This window comes from Streptomyces sp. NPDC059456, assembly GCF_042750055.1.
In the GTDB taxonomy this organism is placed as follows: domain Bacteria; phylum Actinomycetota; class Actinomycetes; order Streptomycetales; family Streptomycetaceae; genus Streptomyces.
The window spans coordinates 1-22,177 of the sequence record NZ_JBHYVA010000054.1; the positions used below are offsets into that span (position 1 = coordinate 1).

Sequence of the window (22,177 nt, forward strand, 5' to 3'; positions counted from 1 at the left end):
GCCCGGGCCGGCCGGCCCGGGCCCCGCCGGCGGCTGACGTCAGGCGCGGCCCGCCTTCGGCGTGGCCGGGGCGGCCGAGGGCGCCGGAGCGGTCGAAGGTGCCGGGGCGGCCGGGGTCGGCGAGGCCTGCGCGTCGCAGGTGACCTCGTCGCGCGGGGTGTAGTGCGTGCGGTAGGTCTCGCGCTTGACCTCCTTGCCGCCCTGGACGAAGACCCGGCCGACGTTGACGTCGAAGCCCTCCAGCGGGGTCTGCACCTCGCAGGTGGGGCCGGAGCCCGTGCGCTTGCCCGGCGGGGTGATGTTCTCCCGCGGGCCCTGGGTCGCGCGTATCTCGTCGTACTTCTTCGTGCCGAGCAGGCTGATGGTCACCGAGGTGTCGGTGGAATCGGCCTTGACGTAGATCGCGTGGCCGGAGTCGTTCTTCCAGCGCAGGTCGAGGGTGCCCCAGGCGACGGTGGCCTCGCGGCCCTCGGGGTAGCGCTCGATGTAGAAGGAGTGGGCGCCGTGCTCCAGCGGCTGGACGCCCGCGAAGAACATCGCGTTGTACATGGTCGTCGCGACGGCCGACACGCCGCCGCCGGGGGACTTCACGAACTGGCCGTCGTTGATCATGATGCCGTCGACGAAGCCGTTCTCCTTGGTCCGCTCGCCGACCGTCTTGTTGAAGCTCCACGTCTCGCCGGGCATGACGACGGAGCCGTTGATCAGCTCCACGGCCCGCCCGATGTTCGTGGTGCGGTACGGCGCGGCCGGGAACTTGACCGTGAAGGAGGAGACCTGCTCCTTGATGCCGAGGCGCTCGGCGTTCGCGGCGGTCAGGCGCGGGTGGACCGCCCGGACGGCGACCTCGCCGGTACGGGCGGCGCCGGTACGCGTCAGCAGGGGGACGACCGCGTCGGCGAACGCCTTCTCGGTGACCTGCACCCCCGAGCGCCCGTCCTCGGCGACGACCGCCCGGCCCGCGGAGTCGACGCGGAAGGTCGCGCCGCGGGACGGACTGGTGGCCGCGGCCACCTGCCGGGCGACCGCGGGGTCGGCCAGCAGCCCCTTGGAGTCCAGCCGCGGGACCAGCCGGCCCTGGGCGTCGGGCTGGGCCGTCAGGTACTTGCCGAGCACCGCGGGGGTGAGGGTGACGGGCTTTCCGGCGACGGTGAGGGTGATCGGGCCGGACATCGCGGGCTCGGCGAACTCCTTCAGGGCCCGGGCGGTCTCCGCCTGGCCGACGGCGGGCGCCTTCCGGTCCACGGGGAGCGAGACCGGACCGCCCTGGGGGCGCAGGTAGACGGCGCGTACGGTGTCGGCCGCCTGGCCGGCGCGTACGGCGACGCCGGTGACGGGGGCGGTGGCCCGGGCCGTGCCGTCCTCGAAGGTGATGGCGCCGTCGCGGGCCTCGCGGCCGGCGGCGGTGATCCGGTCGATCTCGGCCTTGTCCGTGGGGCCGTCGGTCCGGATCACCGGCTCGACCTCCCGCTTCTCGGCCGGGGTGAGCAGGCGCCCGATCACGCTGAAGGGGTCCGATCCGGTCTGCGCGGCACGGTCGACGGTGGCGGCGGTGTCCAGGGACAGGCCGAAGGCGGCGGGGGTCGCGTGCTCGGTGCGGTCGCCGATGCGCAGGGCGACCGGGGTGGCGGCGGCGGGGCCGAGCGCGTGGTCGAGGGCCGACCGGGCCTCCGGCCGGCTCATGCCGCCGAGGTCGACACCGCGTACGTGGGTGCCGTCGGCGATGGCGTTGCCCGCCACGGCCAGACCGGTGAGGTAGAGGCCTCCGAAGCCCAGGACGGCGGCTCCGCCGACCAGGGGCAGGGCCGTCCGCCGGTTGATCGTCGGGCGGTGTACGCGTCGCATGTCTCTCGTCTCTCCCGGTGCCGGTGGCGCTGGTACGTCGGTCTGGACCGGAAACCAGCATTCACCAATTCGGACTAAATAGGACGAAAATGTGCCTGTTCTCACGAAGGGGACAGGTGGGCCGACGAACCGGAACCTGATCCATGGAAATAAGGCCACTTGGCTTCGATTGGCCCTGTTGGGTCATCTGGGGGATGCCAGACCGTGGGATCTGTCGGTTTTTGGCTCCCCGGAAGGATCCACCGGTGTTCCTCGCCCCCGCCCGCCCCACGCGGCGTCTGTCCCGTCGGCTGCTCCAGCTCTACGCCGGCCTCGCGCTGTACGGAGCGAGCTCGGCGTTCCTCGTCCGCGCGGGCCTGGGCCTGGACCCGTGGGACGTCTTCCACCAGGGGATCGCCGAGCGCACGGGGTGGAGCATCGGCACGGTGTCGGTGGCGGTCGGGGCGCTGGTCCTGCTGCTGTGGATACCGCTGCGGCAGCGGCCCGGGCTGGGCACGCTCTCCAACGTCCTCGCCGTGGGCCTGACCATGGACGCCACCCTCGCGGTGCTGCCGGACGTGCACGGCGCGCTCGCGCAGGCCGCCCTGCTGGGCGCGGGCATCGTCCTCAACGGCGTGGCCACCGGTCTCTACATCGCCGCATGCTTCGGTGCGGGGCCGCGCGACGGCCTCATGACCGGCCTGCACCGGCGGACCGGGCGGTCGCTGCGCCTGGTGCGCACCGGCATGGAGCTGACGGTCCTGGTGGCCGGCGTCCTGCTGGGCGGCACGGCCGGCGTCGGCACGGTGGCGTACGCACTGGCCATCGGGCCGCTCTCACAGCTCTTCCTCCGCGTGTTCGCCCTCCCGCAGCAGCCCGCCGCCCCGGCCGCGACTCCGGCCGCGAGTCCGGCCACGACTCCGGCCACGAGTCCGGCCGCGGCCCCCGAGCCCGCCGCCGCCTGCTCCGCCTAGGAGCCCACCTGGCGGCGGACCAGTTCGTGGAACGGGCCCGCCGTGTCGGCGAGCAGCTCGGCGGGCGTCCCCTGCTGGGCGATCCGTCCGTCGGCCATCACGATCACCCGGTCGGCGTCCAGGACCGTGGACAGCCGGTGGGCGATCACGATGCGGGTGGCGCGCAGGGCCCGGGTGGACTCGATGACCACGCGCTGGGCTTCGTTGTCCAGTGCGCTGGTGGCCTCGTCGAGGAACAGGACGCGCGGCCTGCCGATGAGGGCCTGGGCGATCATCAGCCGCTGGCGCTGGCCGCCCGAGACGGTCCCGCCTCCGTCGGACAGCACGGTGTGCATCCCCATCGGCATGGCCTTGATGTCCTCGGCGAGGCCCGCCAGGGCGGCCGCCTCCGCCGCCTCTTCGAGGGAGTACGTGCCGGAGCCGCGGATGCAGTCGTAGATCGACCCGGAGAACGGCTGCGCGTTCTGGAGGACGACCCCGCACTGGCGGCGCACGGCCGCCTGGTCGAGGGCGGCCAGGTCCTGGCCGTCGTACAGGACGCTGCCGGAGGCCGGGCGGTCGAACCCGATGAGCATGCGCAGCAGGGTCGACTTGCCGCAGCCGCTGGCCCCGACGACCGCGACGAACTCGCCCGGCCGCACCCGCAGCGACACGTCGTCCAGGACGAGCGGGCCGTCGTCGGCGTACCGGTACGAGAGGTTCTGCACCTCGACGGCCCCGCTGAGCTCCCCCGGCCGGATGCCGCCGGCGCGCACCTCGGGGGTCGCCTCCAGGAGCGGTTTGACCTGCTCGAACATCGGCTGCACGGCGGCGGCCGAGAGGAGGGCGCCGGTCAGCTGGGTCGCCGAGGACAGCATCATCGTCACGGCCGTGCTGAACGTGAGGAACTCACCGGCGGACATGCTGCCCCGCGCCGGTCCGGCCAGCAGCATGAACATCACGAGCGTGCACAGCGGCAGGTAGACCGCGTTGAGCACGGTGACCACGTTCTTGATCCGCCCGATGCGCTGGTGCAGCTCGCGGGTACGGGCGAACTCCCGCGCCCAGGCGGCGTACGCGAAGCTCTCGGCCGCGGCCACCCGCAGTTTGGGCAGTCCGCGCAGGGTCTGGAACGCCTGGTTGTCGAGCTTGTTGCCGATCCGGATCAGCTGCCGCTGGTAGCGCAGCTGCCACAGCCCCAGGCCCAGGAACACGACGGCGATGGCGAGCAGCATGGCGAGCGCCGCCAGTGCCAGCGGCACGCTGTAGACGAGCAGCAGCACGAGGTTGACCGTGCCGACGGTGCCCGCCTGGAGGGACACCGGGACGATGCCGGACAGGGCACGGCGGATGGAGCTGATGCCCATGGCCGCGCCGGCCAGTTCGCCGGTGGAGCGGCCGGCGAAGAAGCTCACGGGCAGCCGCAGCAGCCGGTCCCACACGGCGGGCTGGAGGGTGGCCTCGATGCGGCCCTCCAGCCGCAGGACGGAAGTGTTCTGGAGCAGCATGAACGCGGCCGAGACCACGCTGGTCGCGATCAGCGCCAGGGCGGTCTGCACGATCAGGCTGTCCTCGGCGTGCGGTACGTACGTGCCGAGCACCCGGCCGGTGGCCACGGGGACGAACGCACCCAGGCCGACCGCGCCCAGCCCGCCCACGACGAGGCTGCGCAGGTCCCGGCCGCTGCCGCGCACACTGAAGCGGACCAGCCGCAGCAGGCCCGGCTTCCGGTCGGGCAGCGGGCGGTAGAACATGACGGCGTGCGGTGCGAAGCCGGCCGCGTTGCCCCGGTGGACGCGCCGGCTGCGCCGGCTCCGTTCGCGTGCGCCGGGGGCGGGTCCGGGGTCGACGGCCTCGTACCGGCCGCGCCGCCACAGCAGCGCGACCGGTGCGCCGTCGGCCGCGCGCCGGCCCACCAGGGGGCCGCTGTACTCCCGCCACCAGTGCCCGCCGAGCCGGACGGGGCGGGTGCGGATCCGGGAGGCGAGGGCGATGCGTTCGACGGGGTCGGTCCGCCCGGAGTTCTCGCCGGGGCCCGTCGGCTCGGTCAGGGAGATCCCCGCTTCGGCGGCGACCAGGCGGCACACGGCGAAGGTCGCGTCGTCGCCCGCGGCGCGGCCCGAGCCGCCGCGCGAGCGGCCGATGGAGGCGAGCAGGGTGCGGTCCGCCTGGGTGCGGGCCGCCTCGCCGGCCTCGATGCCGGCCGCCGTGCGGTCCTCGTGGGCGCGCTCGTCCTGCTCGATCCAGCGGTCGAGGGCGGACAGCAGCCGGTACTGCTGGTCCACCATCGCCTGCCACACGGCCTCGTCGACCAGGAGCGTGCCGGCGGTGGCGACCGGTGTGCCCGTGGCGTCGTACGGTTCGTACACGGCGCCGTACTGCACGCTGCCCGGCGGGATCTGCATCCACGGGATGTCCTCGTCGGCCCCGTCGGCGCCCGCGCCGGCCGGGCCCCCCGAGGGCGCCTGGTACAGCACGCGCAGACCGCGGCCGACGCCGCGGGCGAAGGCGTCCTCCAGCGGGCTGGGCGCCCCGTGGGGGAATCCGTCGTGCCACGGCTCGGCGTGCCGGCCCCAGGATCCGTCGGCGCCGGCGCCCGGGGCTCCGTACGCGGGGCGGTGCAGCTCGTGCAGGTCGATGCGGCGCAGGACGCAGCCCTGGAGCGGGCGTCCGGTCAGCGTGTGCGCGGGGCCGTCGGCCGGGCCCAGGAGCAGGGTGCCCGGCTCCAGCCTCCCGAGGAAGTGCCAGTGGCCGGCCTGCGCGGCGTCGACGGCGAACAGGTCCAGTTCGCCCCGGACGACGAGCCACAGGACCAGCGGCCCCTCCAGGGAGAGGCTGCGCAGGCCCGTGCAGTCGACGGCCGTGCCGAGGGCGCCCAGGGCCGCGACGACGGGATCGGGCGCGAACCGGCCCGGGTGGTCGCCGTGGTGACCGTGGGTCTGGTGGGTCTGATGGGTCTGGTGGGGGGTTGCCACCTCAGTGCTCCTTGACCAGTTCGGCGTACGCGCCCCGCGCGGCGATCAGCTGCTCGTGCCGTCCGCGCTCCACGACCGTGCCGCGGTCGAGTACGACGATCTCGTCGCTGTCGCGCACGGTGCTCAGCCGGTGGGCGATCACCACGCAGGCGCAGCCGCGGCGCCGCAGGTTGTCGATGACGGTCTGCTCGGTCGCCGCGTCCAGGGCGCTGGTGACCTCGTCCAGGATCATCACGCTGGGGCGGCGGACCAGGGCGCGGGCGATCTCCAGGCGCTGGCGCTGGCCGCCCGAGAAGTTGCGGCCGTCCTGCTCGACGCGGCTGTGGATGCCGCCGGCGCGGCGCGCGACCACGTCGTACACGGCGGCGTCCTGGAGGGCCGTGACGACGGCCTCGTCCGGGATGGAGGGGTCCCACAGCGCGACGTTGTCGCGGACGGTGCCCTCGAAGAGGAAGACGTCCTGGTCCACGAAGGAGACGGACGCGGCGAGCGCACCGCGCGGGATGTCCTCCAGCCGCATCCCGTCGATGCGGATCGCCCCCTCCCAGGGGGTGTAGAGGCCGGACAGCAGCCGGGAGACGGTGGACTTGCCGCTGCCGGAGCCGCCGACGAGTGCGACCTGCCGGCCGGGGCCGACCGCGAGCGAGACGTTCTTGAGCAGCGGTGCGTCGAGCGGGCTGTAGCCGAAGGTGATGCCGTCGAGTTCGACGTGCCCCTTGAGGCGGCGGGTGCCCGCGGGAGCCCCGCCGCGGGCGTGCCGCGCGTCGCGCAGGTAGACCGGGTCGACGGGGAAGTTCTCGACGTCCCGCAGCCGGGCGACGTCGGCGGCGAAGTCCTGGATCCGCCCGGCGACACCGCCCAGGCGGGTGATCGGCGCGGTGAAGCTGGTCACGAGGGCCTGGAAGGCGACGAGCAGGCCGACGGAGAGGTGCCCCTCCACCGCCCGCAGGCCGCCGATCATCAGGATCAGCGCGCTGTTGAGCGCGGCGAGGGTCGGCGCGACGACGGCCAGCCAGGTGCTGGGGACGCCGAGGCGCTGCTGTACGTCGAGGGTGACCGCGTGCCGGCCGGCCCAGCGGCGGAAGAAGGCGTTCTCCCCGCCGGTGGCCTTCATCGTCTCGATCAGCTGGAGGCCGCTGTACGAGGTGTTGGTGAGTCTGGCGCTCTCGGCGCGCAGCTTCTGCGTGCCGGTGGCCCGCACCCGCATCACGATCCGCACGGCCAGGACGTTCAGCAGGGCGATGAGCACCCCGACGGCGGTGAGCTGCGGGTCGTACGTCCACAGCAGGACCGCGTAGAGGAGGACCACCACGGCGTCCACGGCCGCGGCGGCCAGGTCGCGGGCGAGGGTTTCGGCGACGGCGTCGTTGGACTGCAGGCGTTGGACCAGGTCGGCCGGGTTGCGCTGGGCGAAGAAGGAGACCGGGAGCCGGAGCAGGTGCCGCAGGAAGCGGGCGCTGCCGAGCGTCGAGGAGATGATCCGGCCGCGCAGCAGGTTGGCCTGCTGGAGCGCGGTGAGGACCGCGGTGAGCAGCAGGGCCGCCGCCATCGACGGGAAGAGCACGCCCAGCAGGGACGTCTGCCCGCCGATGAGGAACGCGTCGATGTACGTACGGCTCAGCGCGGGGACGGTCGCACCGACGGCCACCAGCAGGAGGCTGGCCAGTACGGCGGCGAGCATCGTGCCCGACGTGCCGCGCAGCCGGGCCGGCACGGCGCCGAGCGCTCCTTGTCTGCGGCCGCTGCGGCGGAAGCCCGGGCCGGGCTCGAAGACGAGCGCGATGCCGGTGTAGGCGGTGTCGAACTCCTCCATGGGGACGAACCGCCGGCCCTTGGCGGGGTCGTTGACGTACACGCCCCGGCGGCCGAAGCGGCGTCCCATGCCGTCGTAGACGACGTAGTGGTTGAACTCCCAGAAGAGGACGGCCGGGGGGCGCGCGCCGGCGAGCGCGGCCAGGTCCATCTGCATGCCCTTGGCGGTCAGCCCGTAACCGCGGGCGGCCTTGAGGAGGTTGCCGGCGCGCGAGCCGTCGCGGGAGACCCCGCAGGCGATGCGCAGCTCTTCCAGCGGGACGAAGCGGCCGTGCCGGCCGAGGACCATGGCCAGCGCGGCGGCGCCGCACTCCACGGCCTCCATCTGGAGCACGGTGGGCGTGCGGACGGGGCGGGGCGTGCGGCCCCGGGGAACCGGCGGGCGCCGGCGCCGGCGGCCGGCGGACGGGACGCGGGGGGCCTGTGGCGCGGTGGTCACGGAAGGAGCCAATCGACGGGGCGCTGTGCGGGGAGGTGGACGGCACCGGTGACCCGGGTCGTGGATTCGAGGGCGTACGGGGGCCCGTCCGCGGAGGACCACCGGTAGCCGGACGGGGTCGCGGAGGAGCGTTCGAGCTGGACGAGGACCGCGACGGGGTCGCCCTGCCCCGCGAACCGTGCGGCGAGGCGGGTGTCGCCGAGGAAGCCGGCGAGCTGCGCCTGGGTCTGCGGTGCGCGGCCGACTTCCTCGACGCGGCCGCGCAGCACGCCGAACCGCTGCCGGGGCACGGACTCGACGTCCAGGTCGACGAGGGCTCCGGCGCGGATCCCGGCGCCGCTCGCGGCGGGCACGTAGAGCACGGCCACCAGCGGGTCGTCCGCGTGCTTCACGCGTTCGACGGTGGCGACGTCGGCGCCGGTCGTGAGGACCGCGCCCGTCTTGGCGACCAGGTTGGTCACCCGCCCGCCGGCCACCACGCGTACGGTCCGCTCCCCCTGGTCCGTGGCGACCTGGAGCAGGGGCGCGCCCGGGGCGAGCAGCCGGCCTTCTTCGGCGAGTACGGCCGTGACCTGTCCGGAGTACGGGCTCTGGAGCAGATAACTGCCTTCGGCCCGCGTGAGGATGCCGGGTGCGCCCAGGTTGGAGGAAACCGATCCGGTGAATCCCCAGAATCCCGCGGCCGCCATGACGAGAACGGTGACGGCGAGTACGAACCGGCCTTGCGGGCGTGCGAAGCGTACGGGCAGATCGAGTTCTTCGGGCGATTGCAGCTTGGAGAGCGCCTTTTGACGGAACTGCACGACCTGTCCTTCGACTGCATTTCACGGAACGGGCACCCGTGAACCCCGGAACGGTGACGTCCCGGGGTTCACGCGCACTGTTATGCGGTTCGGCTCAGAGGCCGGCGACACCGGCGCGGACGCCGACGATGCCCTCGACCTGGCCGGGGAGGGACAGCGCGCCGTGGACGGTCTGGAGCGAGGTGACCTCGTTCACCACGTGGAAGACGTCGCCGGTCACGCCGCCGAGCAGGCCACCGGAAATGCTGACACCGCCGGAAACCGCGTCCAGTTCGTCGTCGGCGATCTCACGGGTTTCGATGTCGTTACGCATGATGTGCGCACCCTTCAGTCGTCTGATTGTTTTTCATATGCCGTGGGCGGTCCGCGACAAGGCGGTCCGAACACGTCCGAGCATTGCTGCGGTGGCCAGATGTAAGCACGCGAACAGGCGACCGGGCGAACCGTGTTGACGCCCCCGATCACGCGTGACGAGCGTTCCCCCGGAGGGCTTCCCCATTGATTCGGGGGATCGCCACGGGTTCTCCACACGATCGAGTAACAAAGTCCGGAGGCTGATCACCCTCCGGCGCCAAAACCACCCAAACCGCCATCGGTTTCGGGGAGGAATACAACGGGAGGCATCCCCTCCACTTTCACCGCGTGAAGATTTCCGGCAGCGACACGGAGCGACGTACCGGTCACGCTCCGCATGGATCGGAGGGGGTCCCGATAGCGTCGGCCCATGGAGCGGGTTCACAGTCGGGTGGTCCTCCACGGCGTGGTGCAGGGGGTCTTCTTCCGCGACACCTGCCGGCGTACGGCGCTGGGCCACGACGTGGCCGGCTGGGTGCGCAACCTCCCGGACGGGACGGTCGAGGCGGCGTTCGAGGGAGCCGCGGACGCGGTCGCGGCGATGGTCGAGTGGGCCCACCACGGCCCGGTCGGGGCGAGCGTGACCCGCGTCGAGCTCCGGCAGGAGCCGCCCCGGGGGCTCGAAGGCTTCGAGATCCGCAGCTGACGCCACCGCGCCACACGATGGCGCCACAATGGACTTGTCATGGCGCCATCGTGGTGCCACTATGGCTCACATGGACCTGACCCCCTACGTCGATCACCTCCGCCATGAGCTCGCGGTCGCCGCGAACGCCGGCGGGGACGAAGCCCGCGCCCTGGCCGAGCGGCTGACCGCCCCCCTGGAGTCCGCCGCCCGGCTGACCCTGCTGAACGCCCTGTCCGCCGCCTCGGACGAGATCACCCGCGAGCTCGCCCCCGGCTCGGTGGACGTACGACTGCGGGGCCTGGACCCCGAGTTCGTGGTGACGGCACCGCCCGCCCCGGAGGCCTCCGAGGAGTCCGGCCCCCCGGTGACGCCACCCGTGGCACCACCGGCGCCACTCTCGGTGGAGGGTGACGACGGAGCCACCGCCCGCATCAACTTCCGGCTCCCGGCACCCCTCAAGTCCCGCGTGGAGGACGCGGCCGGCCAGGAGGGCCTGTCCGTCAACGCCTGGCTCGTGCGCGCCGTGTCCGGCGCCCTGGAACCGGGCGGCGGCGCGGGCCGCCCCGCCGCTCGCGCCCCGCGCCACGGCCAGGGGTACCAGGGCTGGGTCCGCTAGCCGCGGTCCCGCTCCCCCGTACGCCTCCGCGCACGCGTACACGTACACGCACCACCGCCCACCTGCGTCAACACACTTCAGAGCCAAGAGGACGGGACAGCCATGCCTTCTTACGAAACCACCGGACCCATCACCGCGGTCCTCGAGTTCGAGATCGGCGACGTCCGGATCGTCGCGGGCAAGCGCCGGGACACGGTCGTCGAGGTGCTGCCGAGCAACGCAGCCGTCGACATCGACGTACGGGCGGCGCAGGACACCAAGGTCGGCTTCGCCAACGGCACCCTGACGGTCAGGGGACCCAAGAAGCGCTCCCTGTTCGGCAAGCTCGGCTCCATCGACGTGACCGTCGAACTGCCCGCCGGCTCGCAGGTCCGCGGCACCTCCCCCATGGGGGACTACGCCTGCGAGGGACCGCTCGGCGAGTGCCGCATCAAGACCTCGCTCGGGGACATCCGGCTCGACGAGGCGGCCGTGGTCAACCTGCGGACCGGCCACGGCGACATCCACGTAGACCGGGCGGTGGGCGACGCCGAGATCCACGGGTCCGGCCGCGTCGACGTCGGCGAGATCAGGGGAGCGGCGACCGTCAAGAACGGCAACGGCGAGACGGCGATCGGCGAGGTCACCGGCCCGCTCAAGGCCAACGCCGCCAACGGCCGCATCACGGTCGGCATCGCACACGCCTCCGTCGAGGCCAAGTCCGCCAACGGTGCCATCAGCGTCCGCCAGGTGACGCGCGGCAGGGTCAGCCTCCAGACCGCCGTCGGTGACGTGGAGGTCGGCATCCGGGAGGCCACGGCGGCCTGGCTGGACGTCCACTCCAAGTTCGGAACGGTCCGCAACGCCCTCGGCGCGGCCGAGGGCCCCGACGCCTCCGACGAGACCGTCGAGATCCACGCCCGCACCGACGTCGGCGACATCGTGATCCGCCGCGCCTGACGCCTCCCCCGCCCGGCACGACGAAAGGAAGAGCGGAAACCCATGACCGCGATACCCACCGCCAGGACCACGGCCCCGGCCGAAGCCGCCGCCCCGCCCGCCATCTCCGCCGTCGGCCTGCACAAGTCGTACGGCGACAAGGTGGTCCTGAACGGCATCGACCTCAGCATCCCGGAGGGCACGGTCTTCGCCCTCCTCGGGCCCAACGGGGCCGGCAAGACCACCACCGTCGAGATCCTCTCGACCCTCATCGCCGCCGACGCCGGGCAGGCCCACGTGGCGGGCCACGACGTCGCCGCCCGGCCCGACGGGGTCCGCGCCGCCATCGGCGTCACCGGCCAGTTCGCCGCCGTCGACGGCCTCCTCACCGCGCAGGAGAACCTGCACCTGATGGCGGACCTGCGGCACCTGCCCCGCCGCGAGGGCCGCCGCCGGTCCGCCGAGCTGCTGGAGCGCTTCGAACTCACCGAGGCCGCCCGCAAGCCGGTCTCCACCCTCTCCGGCGGCATGCGCCGCAAGCTCGACCTGGCGATGACCCTGGTCGGCGACCCGCGGATCATCTTCCTGGACGAGCCGACCACGGGCCTCGATCCCCGCAGCCGCCGCACCATGTGGGAGATCATCCGCAGGCTCGTCGCCGACGACGGCGTCACCATCTTCCTGACCACGCAGTACCTGGAGGAAGCCGACCAGCTCGCCGACCGGATCGCCGTCCTGGACCGGGGCAGGCTGGTCGCCGAGGGCACCGCGGACGAGCTCAAGCGCCTCATCCCCGGCGGGCACATCCGGCTGCGCTTCCCGGATCCCGCCGAACTCGACGCCGCGGCCCGCCGCTTCGGCACCGGTACGGCCGATGCCGAGGAACTCACCCTCCGCATCCCGAGCGACGGCGGCATCCCGACCCTGCGGGCCGTGCTCGACGTCCTGGACGGCGCGTCGCTGCGGGCCGAATCGCTGACCGTGCACACCCCCGACCTCGACGACGTCTTCCTGACCCTCACCGGTCACGGCGCGTCCGACACCACCCCGGAGATGGCCCGATGAGCACCCTCGCGTACGCCGCCGCCGATTCCCTGACGATGCTGCGGCGCAACCTCAGGCACGCGCTGCGCTACCCCGCGATGACGCTCTCCGTCGCCATCATGCCGGTGATGATGCTGCTGCTGTTCAACTACGCCTTCGGCGGCGCGCTCGGCGCCGGGATCTCCGCCGCCCCCACCGGCGGCGGCGAGTACATCGACTACGTCGCGCCCGGCATCATCCTGATGGCCGCGACCGCCGGGGCCGTCATGACGGCCGTCGGGGTCTGCGTCGACATGACCGAGGGCATCGTCAACCGCTTCCGGACGATGTCGATCTCACGGGCCGCGTTCCTGACCGGACACGTCGTCGGCAGTGTCGTCCAGACGCTGATCGCCGTCGCCCTGGTCATCGGCGTCGCGCTGGCCATCGGCTTCCGTCCCAACGCCTCCCCGGTGGAGTGGATCGCCGCGATCGGCCTGCTCACCCTGCTGATCCTCGCGCTGACCTGGCTGTCGGCCGGCATGGGCCTGGTGGCCAAGACCCCGGAGTCGGCGAGCAACGCACCGCTGCCGCTGACCTTCCTGCCCTTCCTGGGCAGCGCCATCGTGCCGACCGACTCGATGCCGGCCGGGCTGCGCTGGTTCGCCGAGTACCAGCCGTTCACCCCGGTCATCGAGACCCTGCGCGGTCTGCTGATGGGCACCGGGATCGGCACCAGCGGATACGCGGCGGTCGCCTGGTGCACCGGCCTCGCCCTCGTCGGCTACCTCTGGGCCCGTGCGGCGTTCGCCCGCCCCGCCCAGCGCTGAGCACCCCGCGCACCGCGGCCCCGATGCGCCGTACGCGCCCGCACACCGGAAACGGTCGTGGGCCTTGTCTCACCGAAGTGAAACAAGGCCCTCGATCTACGACTGCGGAGCGAGCTCCCAGTCGGGACGACAGGATTTGAACCTGCGACCCCTTGACCCCCAGTCAAGTGCGCTACCAAGCTGCGCCACGTCCCGATGCCCGCTGACCTGGGGTTTCCCCTGGTTGAACGCGCACGAGAACAATACCGCACTTCACGGGGTGGTCGCGCGCACCTTTCGGGGGTCGGGTTCCGCCCCGGAGCACGCTTGACCTCAAGTCGACTTGAGGTTGCACGATCGGTGCATGACACAGGCAACCGCGGACACCGGGTTCCGCCACGAGGACCTGGGCCGGCTCATGGCGCTCATGACCGGCGCCGAGAAGCACGGGCCCGCATCCACCTCCACCCTCGACGTGCTGTGGGTGCTCTACGACCGGGTGCTGCGGGTGGGACCGGCCACCGCCGAGGAGCCGGGGCGGGACCGCTTCCTGCTCTCCAAGGGGCACGGGCCGATGGCGTACTACGCCGTACTCGCCGCCAAGGGATTCTTCCCGGTGGACTGGCTGAGCGGCTTCGGCTCCTACGACTCGCCCCTCGGGCACCACCCGGACCGCACCCTGATCCCCGGTGTGGAGATCGGCAGCGGCTCGCTCGGGCACGGGCTCCCGCTCGCCGTCGGCAGTGCGCTCGGGCTGCGGGCGCAGGGGCTGGACGACCCGGCGGTGTGGGTGCTGATCGGGGACGCCGAGCTCGACGAGGGCAGCAACCACGAGGCCCTCGCGTACGCCGGTGCGGCCGGGCTGGAGCGGCTGCACACCGTGGTGATCGACAACGACTCCGCGACGCACGGCTGGCAGGGCGGGATCGCCTCCCGCTTCGAGGCCGCCGGCTGGTCGGCGGTGACCGTGGACGGCCGGGACCACGCGGCGCTGCACGCCGCGTTCACCACACCGCATCCGGGCCGGCCGCACGCCGTCGTCGCCCGCGTCGAGAAGAAGCAGTAGGAGAGGTCGGGGAGAGCCGTGGACACCATGCGGGAACGCTTCATCTCGGTCACGTCGAGGGAACTCGACGAAGACCCGCGGCTGGCCGTGGTGCTCGCCGAGATCACCATGGACGGGTTCCGGCCCGCGCAGCGGCGGCATCCGGACCGGGTGATCAACGTCGGGATCAGGGAGCAGCTGCTCGTCGGGGTCGGCGGAGGGCTCGCCCTCACCGGGCTCCGGCCGGTCGTGCACACCTTCGCCAGCTTCCTGGTCGAGCGGCCGTTCGAGCAGGTCAAGCTGGACTTCGGGCACCAGGGCACGGGCGGGGTCCTGGTCAGCGCGAGCGCCAGCTACGACTGGCCGGCGGGCGGGTTCACGCACATGGCGCCGGGCGACGTCGCACTGCTGGACACCCTCGACGGCTGGACGGTCCACGTGCCGGGGCACCCGGACGAGGCCGAGGCGCTGCTGCGCCACGCGTACGCGGCCGGGGACGACAAGGTGTACGTCCGGCTGTCACAGCAGTCGAACGCCGCCCCGCGCCCGGTGGACGGCCTGCGCATGGAGACCGTACGGGGGTCGGGCTCCGGCGCCGGTGTCGTCATCGCCGTCGGCCCGCTGCTGGACAACGTCCTCGCCGCGACGCAGGGGCTGGACGTGACCGTGCTGTACGCCCCGACGGTGCGGCCCTTCGACGGGGCCGCCCTGCGCCGGGCCGTGGGCCGCGGCACTGCCGACGTCGTCCTCGTCGAGCCGTACCTGGCCGGCACCTCCACCGCGGCGGCCGCCGAGGCCCTCGCGGACGTACCCCACCGGGTCCTCGGCCTCGGCGTCGGCCGCGCCGAGCTGCGCCGCTACGGCACGATGGAGGAGCACACCGCCGCGCACGGCCTGGACCCGCGCTCCCTGCGCGAGCGGATCAGCGGTTTCCTGCGCTGAGGCCGCCCTTCACGGCCCGGCCAGTTCCGGGTGGGCCGCGGCCAGGCGTCCCGGGGCAGCCTGGAGCCAGGAGTCGATGAGGATCGCGCGCAGCTCGGCGACGGACTCCAGGGCCGCCAGGCGGACCCGGAGCCAGGCGTAGTTGTCGTCGTGGCCCTCCCGGATGAAGAACTTCTCCGGCTCGGCGGCGATGAGCTCCGCGCGGTCCTCCTTCGGGCACTTCACCCCGATGGAGGTGTCGTCCTCGCCGAGCGCGGCGAACATCTTCCCGCCGACCCGGAAGGTGGGCTTGCCCCAGGCGGGCTTCTCGCTGCTGTCGGGGAGCGACAGCGCGGTCGTACGGACGTCCTCGGCGGTCACGGCCATCCCGCGACTCCTCTCCGGCCAACGGTCGGTTGCGCTCTGATGCCCTCGACCGTAGCGGCCGGCACCGACAACCGCCCCCGGGCGGCGGTCAGCCCGCGCGCAGGGCGTCCTCCCGGGCGTGGATGATCTCCAGCAGTTCCGCCGCCAGGGACTTGGCCCTCGCCAGCCCTTGCATCCCCCACCGGTGCGGCTCCAGGTCCACCGCGCACACCGTGCCCAGGACGATGCCCCTCCGGTCGGTCAGCGGCACGCCCACGTACGACCGGACCCCGCTCTCGTCCACCACCGCGTTGCCGGCGAAGCGCGCGAAGTCCCGTACGTCCTCCAGCACCAGCCCCCGGCGCCGCACCACCACGTGCGGGCAGTAGCCGTGGTCCCGGGGCAGCACCCGCGCCGGGTACCCGCTCGCGGGGGCGTCCGGCGCATGGTGCAGTCCGGCGAAGAACTGCCGTTCCTCACCGATGAAGTTGACCCCGGCGTACGGCGCCGACAGCGCGTCCGCGATCTGCCGGGCGAAGGCGTCGAGCTCCGTGTCCGATCTTTCTCCCAGGCCCAGTTCGCGCAGCCGGACGGCGCGCACGGGCGCCTCCCGGTCCACCGGTGTGAGCAGCAGGTGTCCGGTCGACTCGTAGTACGTCATCGCGGTGTCCCCCCATCCCCGTCCCAAGGCCCGGCCGCGTCGGCCGGGCCGGCCGATCCGTGTGTCGATCCGTCCGTCGTCGCCGTGAAGAGCAGGTGCTGGACCAGCGCGGCCAGGGTCCCGGTCCCGGAGCTGGTCAGGCGCGCGTCGCACCGTACGACGGGCACGCCGGCCCCGAGTCCCACCGCCTCCCGGACCTCGTCGGCCGTGTAGCGGTGGCCCCCGTCGAACTCGTTGACGGCGACGATGAAGCCGATGCCGCGCCGCTCGAAGAAGTCCACGGCCGGGAAGCAGTCGGCGAGCCGGCGGGTGTCGGCGAGGACCACCGCGCCGAGCGCGCCCGCGCACAGCTCCTCCCACAGGAACCAGAAGCGCTCCTGCCCGGGCGTGCCGAAGAGGTACAGGACGTGCCGCCCGTCCAGGGTGAGCCGGCCGAAGTCGAGCGCCACGGTCGTGCACGTCTTGGTCGCGACGCCGTCGAGCGGATCGGGGCGCTCACCGAGTCCGCTGAGCAGTTCCTCCGTGCACAGCGGCTCGATCTCGCTCACCGCGCCCACGAAGGTCGTCTTGCCCGCCCCGAACCCGCCCGCGACCAGGATCTTCAAGGTCGCGGGCAGGACGGCGGCGGGACGGGTGTCACAGTCGTCTGCGTAAACCATCGAGCACCGCCCGCAGCAGGGTCTGGTCGTCGGCGGCGACGTAGCCGCCGCCCGGGAACCGCGGCGCCTGCGCCGTGACGGCCCCGTGTTCCATCAGGTCGGACAGCAGCACCTTCACCACCACCGCCGGCAGCCGCAGGTGCCCGGCGACCTCGGCGACGGTGACGGCCGCGGAGCCCGCGCACAGGCTCAGTGCCAGGGCGTGCTCCGCCCCGAGGGCACCGCGCGGGCGCGTTCCCGTCGCGGTCACCAGGGAGAGCAGGTCGAGTGCGACGGCGCAGCGGGTGCGCCCGCCACTGGCGGTGTACGGGCGCATCACCCGGCCCGCCGAATCGTCGAGCCAGGGCGTGTCGCGCGGGGCACCCCTGCCGCACGCGGCGCGGGCGCGCATCACTGCGGGTCCCCGGCGGGCCGTCGCGGCGGAGCCGCGAGGTACGGCCGGACGCTCTTGACCAGCATCGCCATCTCATAGCCGAGTACCCCCGCGTCGGCCTCCCGGTCGGCGAGGACCGCCAGGCAGGTGCCCACCCCGGCGGCCGACACGAAGACGAGGGCGGTGTCGAGCTCGACCACCACCTGCCGGACCTCCGCGCCGTCCCCGAACCGGGTTCCGGCGCTGCGCCCGAGCGAGTACAGCCCGGAGGCCAGCGCCGCGAGGTGGTCGGCGCTGTCGCTGTCGAGGCCGTGGACGCAGGTGACGAGTCCGTCGGCCGTGAGGAGGACGGCACTGCGCGTGGAGGGGACCCGCTGGACCAGGCCGCTGAGCAGCCAGTCGAGATCCGAGAGCCGGCTGGTCTTCGTCGCCGCTTCGCCGCCCATGGTGGTGCGCTCCTTGCCGGGGTGTGAGGTCGGGGTCATGGCTGGTTCTCCGACTGGGCGAGGCCGAAGCCCCGTCGGAAGGCGGCCATCAGGCCCGGGTCGTGCACGGGTTGTTCGGGTGCGTCGGTCCGCCGCGGGGCGGGGGCGTCCCGCAGCTGCGGCGCGAGGTGGTGCTGGGCCCGGCGGCGGGGCAGCACCGGCCGGTCCGGATCGGTCCGGGCGGCCGGTACGGACACCGCCGGATACGCGGGCGCGGTCGCACGGGCCGGGGCGGGCACCGGGGGTACGGGCACCGGGGGTACGGGCTCGCGTCCGGCGGACCCCGGGGCCGTGCCCGCCGGGACCGTGGCCGCCGGGACCGTGCCCGCCGGGGTCAGCGGGCCCGGACCGGCACCCGCGCCCGAGCCCGGAACCGGTCCGGGGTCCGGGCCGAGGTCCAGGGTGGTTTCGACGACCGGCGCCTGCCCCGGCTCCCGGGGGCCGGGAGCCTGCCGCAGCGCCCCCGGCCGCGTACGCGCGTCCGGCGCGGGCGGCGAAGGCGGCGAAGGCGGCGAAGGCGGCGCGGGGTGCGAGCGGGGCGCGGCCCAGGTCGCCCCGGCCGGCGTCCGCCCGGCCACCGGCGCCGGCTCCGGCTCCGCCCGCGGGTGGGGCTGCGGGCGCGGCTGCGGCCCGGTGCGGAAGGGCGGCTCCGGACGGAGCTGCGGTTCCGGTCGGGGGTACGGGTCCCGCCCGGGCACGGCCACCCGTACGGGCTCCAGCGGGGGCATGCCCGCGCCGCCCTCCCCCGTGCCCCACGAGGTGGCCCGGGAGCCCCCGAGCGCATCGGCGGCGCTCGGCGCCTCCGCACCCAGGAGTTCCTGCGGCAGGACGAGGACCGCGAGCACGCCGCCGTAGATGTTGGACTTGAGCTCGACGGCGATCCCGTGCCGGCGGGCCAGTGCCGAGACCACGAACAGGCCGATCCGGCCGTCCGCCAGCAGGTGCCGGACGCTGATCTGGTCGGGGTCGACGAGCAGGGCGTTCATCCGGTGCTGCTCGGCGGCCGGCATGCCCAGCCCGCGGTCCTCCACCTCGATGGCGATGCCCGCCGTGACCCGTTCGGCACGCAGCATCACGTCGGTGTCGGGTGCGGAGAACACCGTGGCGTTCTCGACCAGTTCGGCCAGCAGGTGCACCACGTCGGCGACGGCGTGGCCGCGCACGGTGCCGCCCGCCGGGGGCACCACCTTGACCCGCGTGTACTGCTCGACCTCCGCCACGGAGGAGCGCAGCACCTCGCTCAGGTCGATGGGCCGGGTCCACTGGCGCCGGGAGGCGGCGCCTCCGAGGACGGCCAGGTTCTCGGCATGGCGGCGGATCCGGGTGGCGAGGTGGTCGACGTGGAAGAGCTCCTTGAGGAGGTCGGGATCCTCGACCGTGTCCTCCAGCTCGTCGAGCAGGGAGATCTCCCGGTGCACGAGGGACTGGAGGCGGCGCGCGAGGTTGACGAAGACCTCGACCTTGCGGTCGCTGTCGGACGGCGCGGCCGGTCCGGCCAGCCGGACGAGGGTGGCGTGCGCGTGTTCGCGGGCACCGCGCAGCTCCTGGGAGAGCAGCCAGAACTCGTCCAGGCGCGCCGGGTCGCCGCCGGGCGCCGGCGTCGTCGGGCCGGCGCGGACCGGGCGGGCCGGCGGCTCGCCGCGTTCCAGCCGCTCCGCGGCGGTCCGCAGCTCCTGGCGTCCGCGCACGCTGGACCGGCGCAGGGCTTCGCAGCGGTCCCGGACGGCCTTGGCGGAGCGCTGGGCGCCGAGCAGGGCGGCGGCCAGCGCGCCGACGACGAGCAGCGCGCAGCCGGCCAGGACCGGCCACAGCCGGGCGTCCCGCTGCCCCGCGCCCCCGCCGAGCTGGAGCGTGAAGATCACCGCGGCGGCTCCGCTGAGGGCCGCGGCGAGCGCGGGCAGCAGGGCGGCGCGCACCATCTGGGGCTGTATCTGCCGGCCGGGACCGGTGACGGCGTGTCTCGACGGGGCGTGGCGGGCGGCGCGGAGTCCGGACATCGGCGTCCTCTACGTGGGGCCCGGGCCCCCAGCGGCTCCGGGGCCCGGTGTTGATCACCGGATACCCACGCTAGACCGCACGATCCCGCCCCTGACAGCCAGTTGGGGAACTTCACGGGGGTGCTTCCCGCTCCTGGCGGAGCGCTCGTACGACAGCCCGAATCCGCCGGGGGCGCGCGTTCGCGGCGTCCGTGTGCGACGCGCGACCCCCGGCCGGCGGATGCCCCGGAGCGGCGGCTACGAGCCGACGGCCTCCGGTTCCTCGTGGGCCACGGCCGGCGGACGGGCGGCCGTGACCGGGCGGGGCTGCGGCGCGGGGGCGGGCGGGGCCGACGCCACGAACGGGCGCCACCAGGGCTCGCCCGGGGCGTCCGCGGCGCCCGGCTCGAACGGCTGGCCGGGGATCGGCAGCGCGATCGCCGAGCCGGTGGCCTCGGCTGCGGCCACCGTGCCCTCGCCGGGCTCGTCCCACGGGTGCGGGGCCAGGTTGAAGGTGCCCCAGTGGATCGGCAGCATCGTGCCGTGCGGGATGCCGCCCTGCAGGTCGAGGTGGGCGCGCATGCCCTCCTCGGGGGTCATGTGGATGTCGGGCCAGTACTCCGAGTAGGCGCCGATCTGGATCATCGTGGCGTCGAAGGGGCCGTGCTCGGCGCCGATCTCCCCGAAGCCGGGGAAGTATCCGGTGTCACCGCTGTGGAAGATCCGGTGTTCGTCGCCCGCGACGACCCACGAGGCCCACAGGGTGTTCTGCGTGTTGCGCAGGCCGCGCCCGCAGAAGTGGCGCGCCGGGGTGGCCGTCAGCGAGAGCCCGGCGATCTTGGTGCCCTCGTTCCAGTCGAGCTCGCGCAGCCGGTCCGGCGCGACGCCCCAGCGCTCCAGGTGGGCGCCGACGCCGAGCGGGACCGCGAAGACGGTGTCCGTGCCGGCCAGCTGCTTGATGGTGGGCAGGTCGAGGTGGTCGTAGTGGTCGTGGGAGATCACCACGGCGTCGACCGGTCCCAGGGAGGCCAGCGGTACGGGTACGGGGTGCAGCCGCTTGGGTCCGGCGAACGGGAAGGGCGAGCACCGCTCGCCCCACACGGGATCGAACAGCACGCGCCGCCCGTCGATCTCCGCGAGCACGCCCGAGTGCCCCATCCAGGTCAGGCGCAGCCCGCTGGCCGGCGGCTTCGCCAGCTCGGCGAGCGTGGTCGGGTACACCGGGATCGGCGCGCCCGGGTTGCGCCGGACGCGCTGCTCCTTGTGGAAGTAGATCTTGGCGAACTCCAGCATGGAGCCGGAGGGCCGGGTCCTGGCCCCGACGGGGTTCTGGAAGACGCCGTCGGCGAAGTTCGGCGAGCGCAGGATCCGCTCCAGGCGCGCGCCGGAGGGGTCCGCGCCGAAGGCTTCGGGCCGCAGGGCGCGCAGCCGTGGACGCAGGGGACGGGAGCCGGTCAAAGCGCCTCCTGGGAGGGTGGGGCGGATGGTCGTGATGCCGTACGGAACACCGGTCTATCACCATGCCAACGCGCACCGGCCCCGAAGGATTCCGCCGCGCGCCACCGGCCTCGCGCCCCGCCCCCGCCCCGCCCCGCGGCCCGCGCCCCGCCCCGCGGCTCCCGTCCTCTCCCCTCCCGCGCGGCCCGTCCCCGCCGGTCTACAGCGGCAACAGGTCCGGACGCTTCGCTTCCACGTGGTCCCCGGAGGACTCCCCGCGCAGCCGCCGCCCGATCCACGGCACCAGGTGCTCCCGCGCCCACTGGACGTTGTCCCGGGTCACGTCCACCGAGCCGCGCGGCTGTTGCGGCGGCCACGGCTGGTCGGGGTCGGCGGGCACCTCCAGGCCCAGCACCTGGGCGGCGCGCAGCGCGACCCGGGTGTGGCCCTCGGGAGAGAGGTGCAGCCGGTCGAAGTCCCAGGCGCGCCGGTCCTGCACGGACTTCAGCGACCAGAGGTCGAGCACCGGGCAGTCGTAGCGGTCGGCGATGGCGCGCACGTGCGCGCTGTACGTCGCCACCTTGCCGCGCAGGTGCTTGAGGACCGGTACGCCGCGGGTGTCGAAGCCCGTGGTGATCATGACCTGGCCGACGGCCCCGGTGAGGTCGGCGACGGCGGCCTCGAACCGCTCCGCCACGTCGTCCGGGTCGCTGCCGGGCCGGATGATGTCGTTGCCGCCCGCACAGAAACTCACCAGGTCCGGTGCGAGTTCCTTGGCCCGGGGGACCTGTTCGGCCACGATCTGGTCGAGGAGGCGTCCCCGCACGGCCAGGTTCGCGTACCGGAAGTCGTGTTCCTCGCGCTGATCGGCCAGGAGGACGGCCAGCCGGTCCGCCCAGCCGAGAAAGGTCTCGCCGGGCCCCGGGTCCCCCACCCCCTCGGTGAAGCTGTCCCCGATCGCCGCGTACGAGCCGATGTTCTTGAGTGTCGTCGTCGTCGCTGCCACGAGACCACATCCTTCACCCCGGCACGTGACCTACGCCACCGTAGGAAGGGGTTGACGGGCCGTGATCTATACCACCCGTCCGGTACGGAATAAC

General features: G+C 73.7%; 21 protein-coding genes and 1 tRNA gene. 8 read left to right on the plus strand and 14 right to left on the minus strand.

The window, feature by feature from the left end; all coding sequences use genetic code 11:
- Positions 1-39: 39 nt before the first annotated feature.
- A complete protein-coding gene (locus ACFXA3_RS07855) occupies positions 40-1,845 on the minus strand; it encodes a VanW family protein (protein WP_385183487.1) in 1,806 nt (601 codons plus the stop codon).
- Positions 1,846-2,039: 194 nt separating this feature from the next.
- Here ACFXA3_RS07855 and ACFXA3_RS07860 point away from each other — a divergent pair, with 194 nt between their 5' ends.
- Positions 2,040-2,798: a YitT family protein gene (locus tag ACFXA3_RS07860; protein WP_385183489.1), complete on the plus strand. Its 759-nt coding sequence runs from the start codon at positions 2,040-2,042 to the stop codon at positions 2,796-2,798.
- Here ACFXA3_RS07860 and ACFXA3_RS07865 read toward each other — a convergent pair.
- From ACFXA3_RS07865 to ACFXA3_RS07880, 4 genes are all read right to left on the minus strand, one after another.
- On the minus strand, positions 2,795-5,656 hold the full coding sequence (locus ACFXA3_RS07865) for an NHLP bacteriocin export ABC transporter permease/ATPase subunit (protein ID WP_385183538.1): 2,862 nt from the start codon (positions 5,654-5,656) through the stop codon (positions 2,795-2,797). The two genes, ACFXA3_RS07860 and ACFXA3_RS07865, sit on opposite strands and share 4 nt — an antisense overlap.
- 97 nt (positions 5,657-5,753) lie before the next feature.
- Complete coding sequence (locus ACFXA3_RS07870) at positions 5,754-7,889, minus strand: NHLP family bacteriocin export ABC transporter peptidase/permease/ATPase subunit (protein ID WP_385183492.1); 2,136 nt, start codon at positions 7,887-7,889, stop codon at positions 5,754-5,756.
- A gap of 110 nt (positions 7,890-7,999) precedes the next feature.
- Positions 8,000-8,806 carry an HlyD family efflux transporter periplasmic adaptor subunit gene (locus ACFXA3_RS07875; RefSeq protein ID WP_385183495.1) on the minus strand — a complete coding sequence of 269 codons (807 nt, stop codon included), beginning with the start codon at positions 8,804-8,806 and terminating at the stop codon, positions 8,000-8,002.
- Positions 8,807-8,900: 94 nt separating this feature from the next.
- A complete protein-coding gene (locus ACFXA3_RS07880) occupies positions 8,901-9,119 on the minus strand; it encodes a hypothetical protein (protein ID WP_054223694.1) in 219 nt (72 codons plus the stop codon).
- Positions 9,120-9,530: 411 nt separating this feature from the next.
- Between ACFXA3_RS07880 and ACFXA3_RS07885 the strand changes: the two genes are divergently transcribed.
- The 5 genes from ACFXA3_RS07885 (at position 9,531) to ACFXA3_RS07905 (ending at position 13,175) form a co-directional block, all read left to right on the plus strand.
- Positions 9,531-9,806: an acylphosphatase gene (locus ACFXA3_RS07885; protein ID WP_385183498.1), complete on the plus strand. Its 276-nt coding sequence runs from the start codon at positions 9,531-9,533 to the stop codon at positions 9,804-9,806.
- A gap of 70 nt (positions 9,807-9,876) precedes the next feature.
- Positions 9,877-10,404: a hypothetical protein gene (locus ACFXA3_RS07890; protein WP_385183501.1), complete on the plus strand. Its 528-nt coding sequence runs from the start codon at positions 9,877-9,879 to the stop codon at positions 10,402-10,404.
- Positions 10,405-10,506: 102 nt separating this feature from the next.
- Positions 10,507-11,343 (plus strand): DUF4097 domain-containing protein, encoded by an 837-nt coding sequence (locus ACFXA3_RS07895; protein WP_385183504.1) that lies wholly within the window; start codon positions 10,507-10,509, stop codon positions 11,341-11,343.
- Positions 11,344-11,385: 42 nt separating this feature from the next.
- Positions 11,386-12,387, plus strand: coding sequence for an ATP-binding cassette domain-containing protein (locus ACFXA3_RS07900; protein WP_385183507.1), 1,002 nt, complete (start codon positions 11,386-11,388; stop codon positions 12,385-12,387).
- Positions 12,384-13,175, plus strand: coding sequence for an ABC transporter permease (locus ACFXA3_RS07905; RefSeq protein ID WP_385183510.1), 792 nt, complete (start codon positions 12,384-12,386; stop codon positions 13,173-13,175). Before ACFXA3_RS07900 ends, ACFXA3_RS07905 begins: the two co-directional genes overlap by 4 nt.
- 121 nt (positions 13,176-13,296) lie before the next feature.
- Here the strand turns inward: ACFXA3_RS07905 and ACFXA3_RS07910 are convergent.
- A tRNA-Pro gene (locus tag ACFXA3_RS07910) sits at positions 13,297-13,370 on the minus strand.
- Positions 13,371-13,518: 148 nt separating this feature from the next.
- Here ACFXA3_RS07910 and ACFXA3_RS07915 point away from each other — a divergent pair.
- Positions 13,519-14,220 (plus strand): transketolase, encoded by a 702-nt coding sequence (locus tag ACFXA3_RS07915; protein WP_385183513.1) that lies wholly within the window; start codon positions 13,519-13,521, stop codon positions 14,218-14,220.
- A gap of 18 nt (positions 14,221-14,238) precedes the next feature.
- Positions 14,239-15,141, plus strand: coding sequence for a transketolase family protein (locus tag ACFXA3_RS07920; protein WP_385183516.1), 903 nt, complete (start codon positions 14,239-14,241; stop codon positions 15,139-15,141).
- Positions 15,142-15,150: 9 nt separating this feature from the next.
- Here the strand turns inward: ACFXA3_RS07920 and ACFXA3_RS07925 are convergent, their stop codons facing one another.
- The 8 genes from ACFXA3_RS07925 to ACFXA3_RS07960 all read right to left on the minus strand — a co-directional run bounded on the left by ACFXA3_RS07925 (position 15,151) and on the right by ACFXA3_RS07960 (position 22,083).
- Positions 15,151-15,507 carry an MmcQ/YjbR family DNA-binding protein gene (locus ACFXA3_RS07925; protein WP_385183519.1) on the minus strand — a complete coding sequence of 119 codons (357 nt, stop codon included), beginning with the start codon at positions 15,505-15,507 and terminating at the stop codon, positions 15,151-15,153.
- A gap of 88 nt (positions 15,508-15,595) precedes the next feature.
- Positions 15,596-16,147 carry a GAF domain-containing protein gene (locus ACFXA3_RS07930; protein ID WP_385183522.1) on the minus strand — a complete coding sequence of 184 codons (552 nt, stop codon included), beginning with the start codon at positions 16,145-16,147 and terminating at the stop codon, positions 15,596-15,598.
- Positions 16,144-16,806, minus strand: a complete 663-nt coding sequence (locus tag ACFXA3_RS07935; protein ID WP_385183523.1) for an ATP/GTP-binding protein — start codon at positions 16,804-16,806, stop codon at positions 16,144-16,146. The genes ACFXA3_RS07930 and ACFXA3_RS07935 overlap by 4 nt, the downstream gene beginning before the upstream one ends.
- The gene (locus ACFXA3_RS07940; protein ID WP_385183526.1) at positions 16,784-17,197 is read right to left on the minus strand and encodes a DUF742 domain-containing protein; all 414 of its coding nucleotides are present in this window, start codon (positions 17,195-17,197) and stop codon (positions 16,784-16,786) included. Before ACFXA3_RS07940 ends, ACFXA3_RS07935 begins: the two co-directional genes overlap by 23 nt.
- Positions 17,197-17,625, minus strand: a complete 429-nt coding sequence (locus ACFXA3_RS07945) for a roadblock/LC7 domain-containing protein (RefSeq protein ID WP_385183541.1) — start codon at positions 17,623-17,625, stop codon at positions 17,197-17,199. The genes ACFXA3_RS07940 and ACFXA3_RS07945 overlap by 1 nt, the downstream gene beginning before the upstream one ends.
- A gap of 35 nt (positions 17,626-17,660) precedes the next feature.
- The gene (locus tag ACFXA3_RS07950) at positions 17,661-19,661 is read right to left on the minus strand and encodes an ATP-binding protein (protein WP_385183529.1); all 2,001 of its coding nucleotides are present in this window, start codon (positions 19,659-19,661) and stop codon (positions 17,661-17,663) included.
- A 237-nt stretch (positions 19,662-19,898) separates the two neighbouring features.
- The gene (locus ACFXA3_RS07955) at positions 19,899-21,098 is read right to left on the minus strand and encodes an MBL fold metallo-hydrolase (RefSeq protein ID WP_385183532.1); all 1,200 of its coding nucleotides are present in this window, start codon (positions 21,096-21,098) and stop codon (positions 19,899-19,901) included.
- A 199-nt stretch (positions 21,099-21,297) separates the two neighbouring features.
- Entirely contained in the window at positions 21,298-22,083 is a 786-nt protein-coding gene (locus tag ACFXA3_RS07960; RefSeq protein WP_385183535.1) for an SGNH/GDSL hydrolase family protein, read from the minus strand.
- Positions 22,084-22,177 lie beyond the last annotated feature (94 nt).

Coding starts and splice junctions, on each gene's coding strand:
- ACFXA3_RS07880 (WP_054223694.1), bottom strand. CDS start 9,119: ATGCGTAACGACATCGAAACCCGTGAGATCGCCGACGACGAACTGGAC.
- ACFXA3_RS07885 (WP_385183498.1), top strand. CDS start 9,531: ATGGAGCGGGTTCACAGTCGGGTGGTCCTCCACGGCGTGGTGCAGGGG.
- ACFXA3_RS07870 (WP_385183492.1), bottom strand. CDS start 7,889: ATGGAGGCCGTGGAGTGCGGCGCCGCCGCGCTGGCCATGGTCCTCGGC.
- ACFXA3_RS07905 (WP_385183510.1), top strand. CDS start 12,384: ATGAGCACCCTCGCGTACGCCGCCGCCGATTCCCTGACGATGCTGCGG.
- ACFXA3_RS07860 (WP_385183489.1), top strand. CDS start 2,040: ATGCCAGACCGTGGGATCTGTCGGTTTTTGGCTCCCCGGAAGGATCCA.
- ACFXA3_RS07945 (WP_385183541.1), bottom strand. CDS start 17,625: ATGGGCGGCGAAGCGGCGACGAAGACCAGCCGGCTCTCGGATCTCGAC.
- ACFXA3_RS07930 (WP_385183522.1), bottom strand. CDS start 16,147: ATGACGTACTACGAGTCGACCGGACACCTGCTGCTCACACCGGTGGAC.
- ACFXA3_RS07935 (WP_385183523.1), bottom strand. CDS start 16,806: ATGGTTTACGCAGACGACTGTGACACCCGTCCCGCCGCCGTCCTGCCC.
- ACFXA3_RS07895 (WP_385183504.1), top strand. CDS start 10,507: ATGCCTTCTTACGAAACCACCGGACCCATCACCGCGGTCCTCGAGTTC.
- ACFXA3_RS07925 (WP_385183519.1), bottom strand. CDS start 15,507: ATGGCCGTGACCGCCGAGGACGTCCGTACGACCGCGCTGTCGCTCCCC.
- ACFXA3_RS07950 (WP_385183529.1), bottom strand. CDS start 19,661: ATGTCCGGACTCCGCGCCGCCCGCCACGCCCCGTCGAGACACGCCGTC.
- ACFXA3_RS07915 (WP_385183513.1), top strand. CDS start 13,519: ATGACACAGGCAACCGCGGACACCGGGTTCCGCCACGAGGACCTGGGC.
- ACFXA3_RS07890 (WP_385183501.1), top strand. CDS start 9,877: ATGGACCTGACCCCCTACGTCGATCACCTCCGCCATGAGCTCGCGGTC.
- ACFXA3_RS07855 (WP_385183487.1), bottom strand. CDS start 1,845: ATGCGACGCGTACACCGCCCGACGATCAACCGGCGGACGGCCCTGCCC.
- ACFXA3_RS07900 (WP_385183507.1), top strand. CDS start 11,386: ATGACCGCGATACCCACCGCCAGGACCACGGCCCCGGCCGAAGCCGCC.
- ACFXA3_RS07940 (WP_385183526.1), bottom strand. CDS start 17,197: ATGCGCGCCCGCGCCGCGTGCGGCAGGGGTGCCCCGCGCGACACGCCC.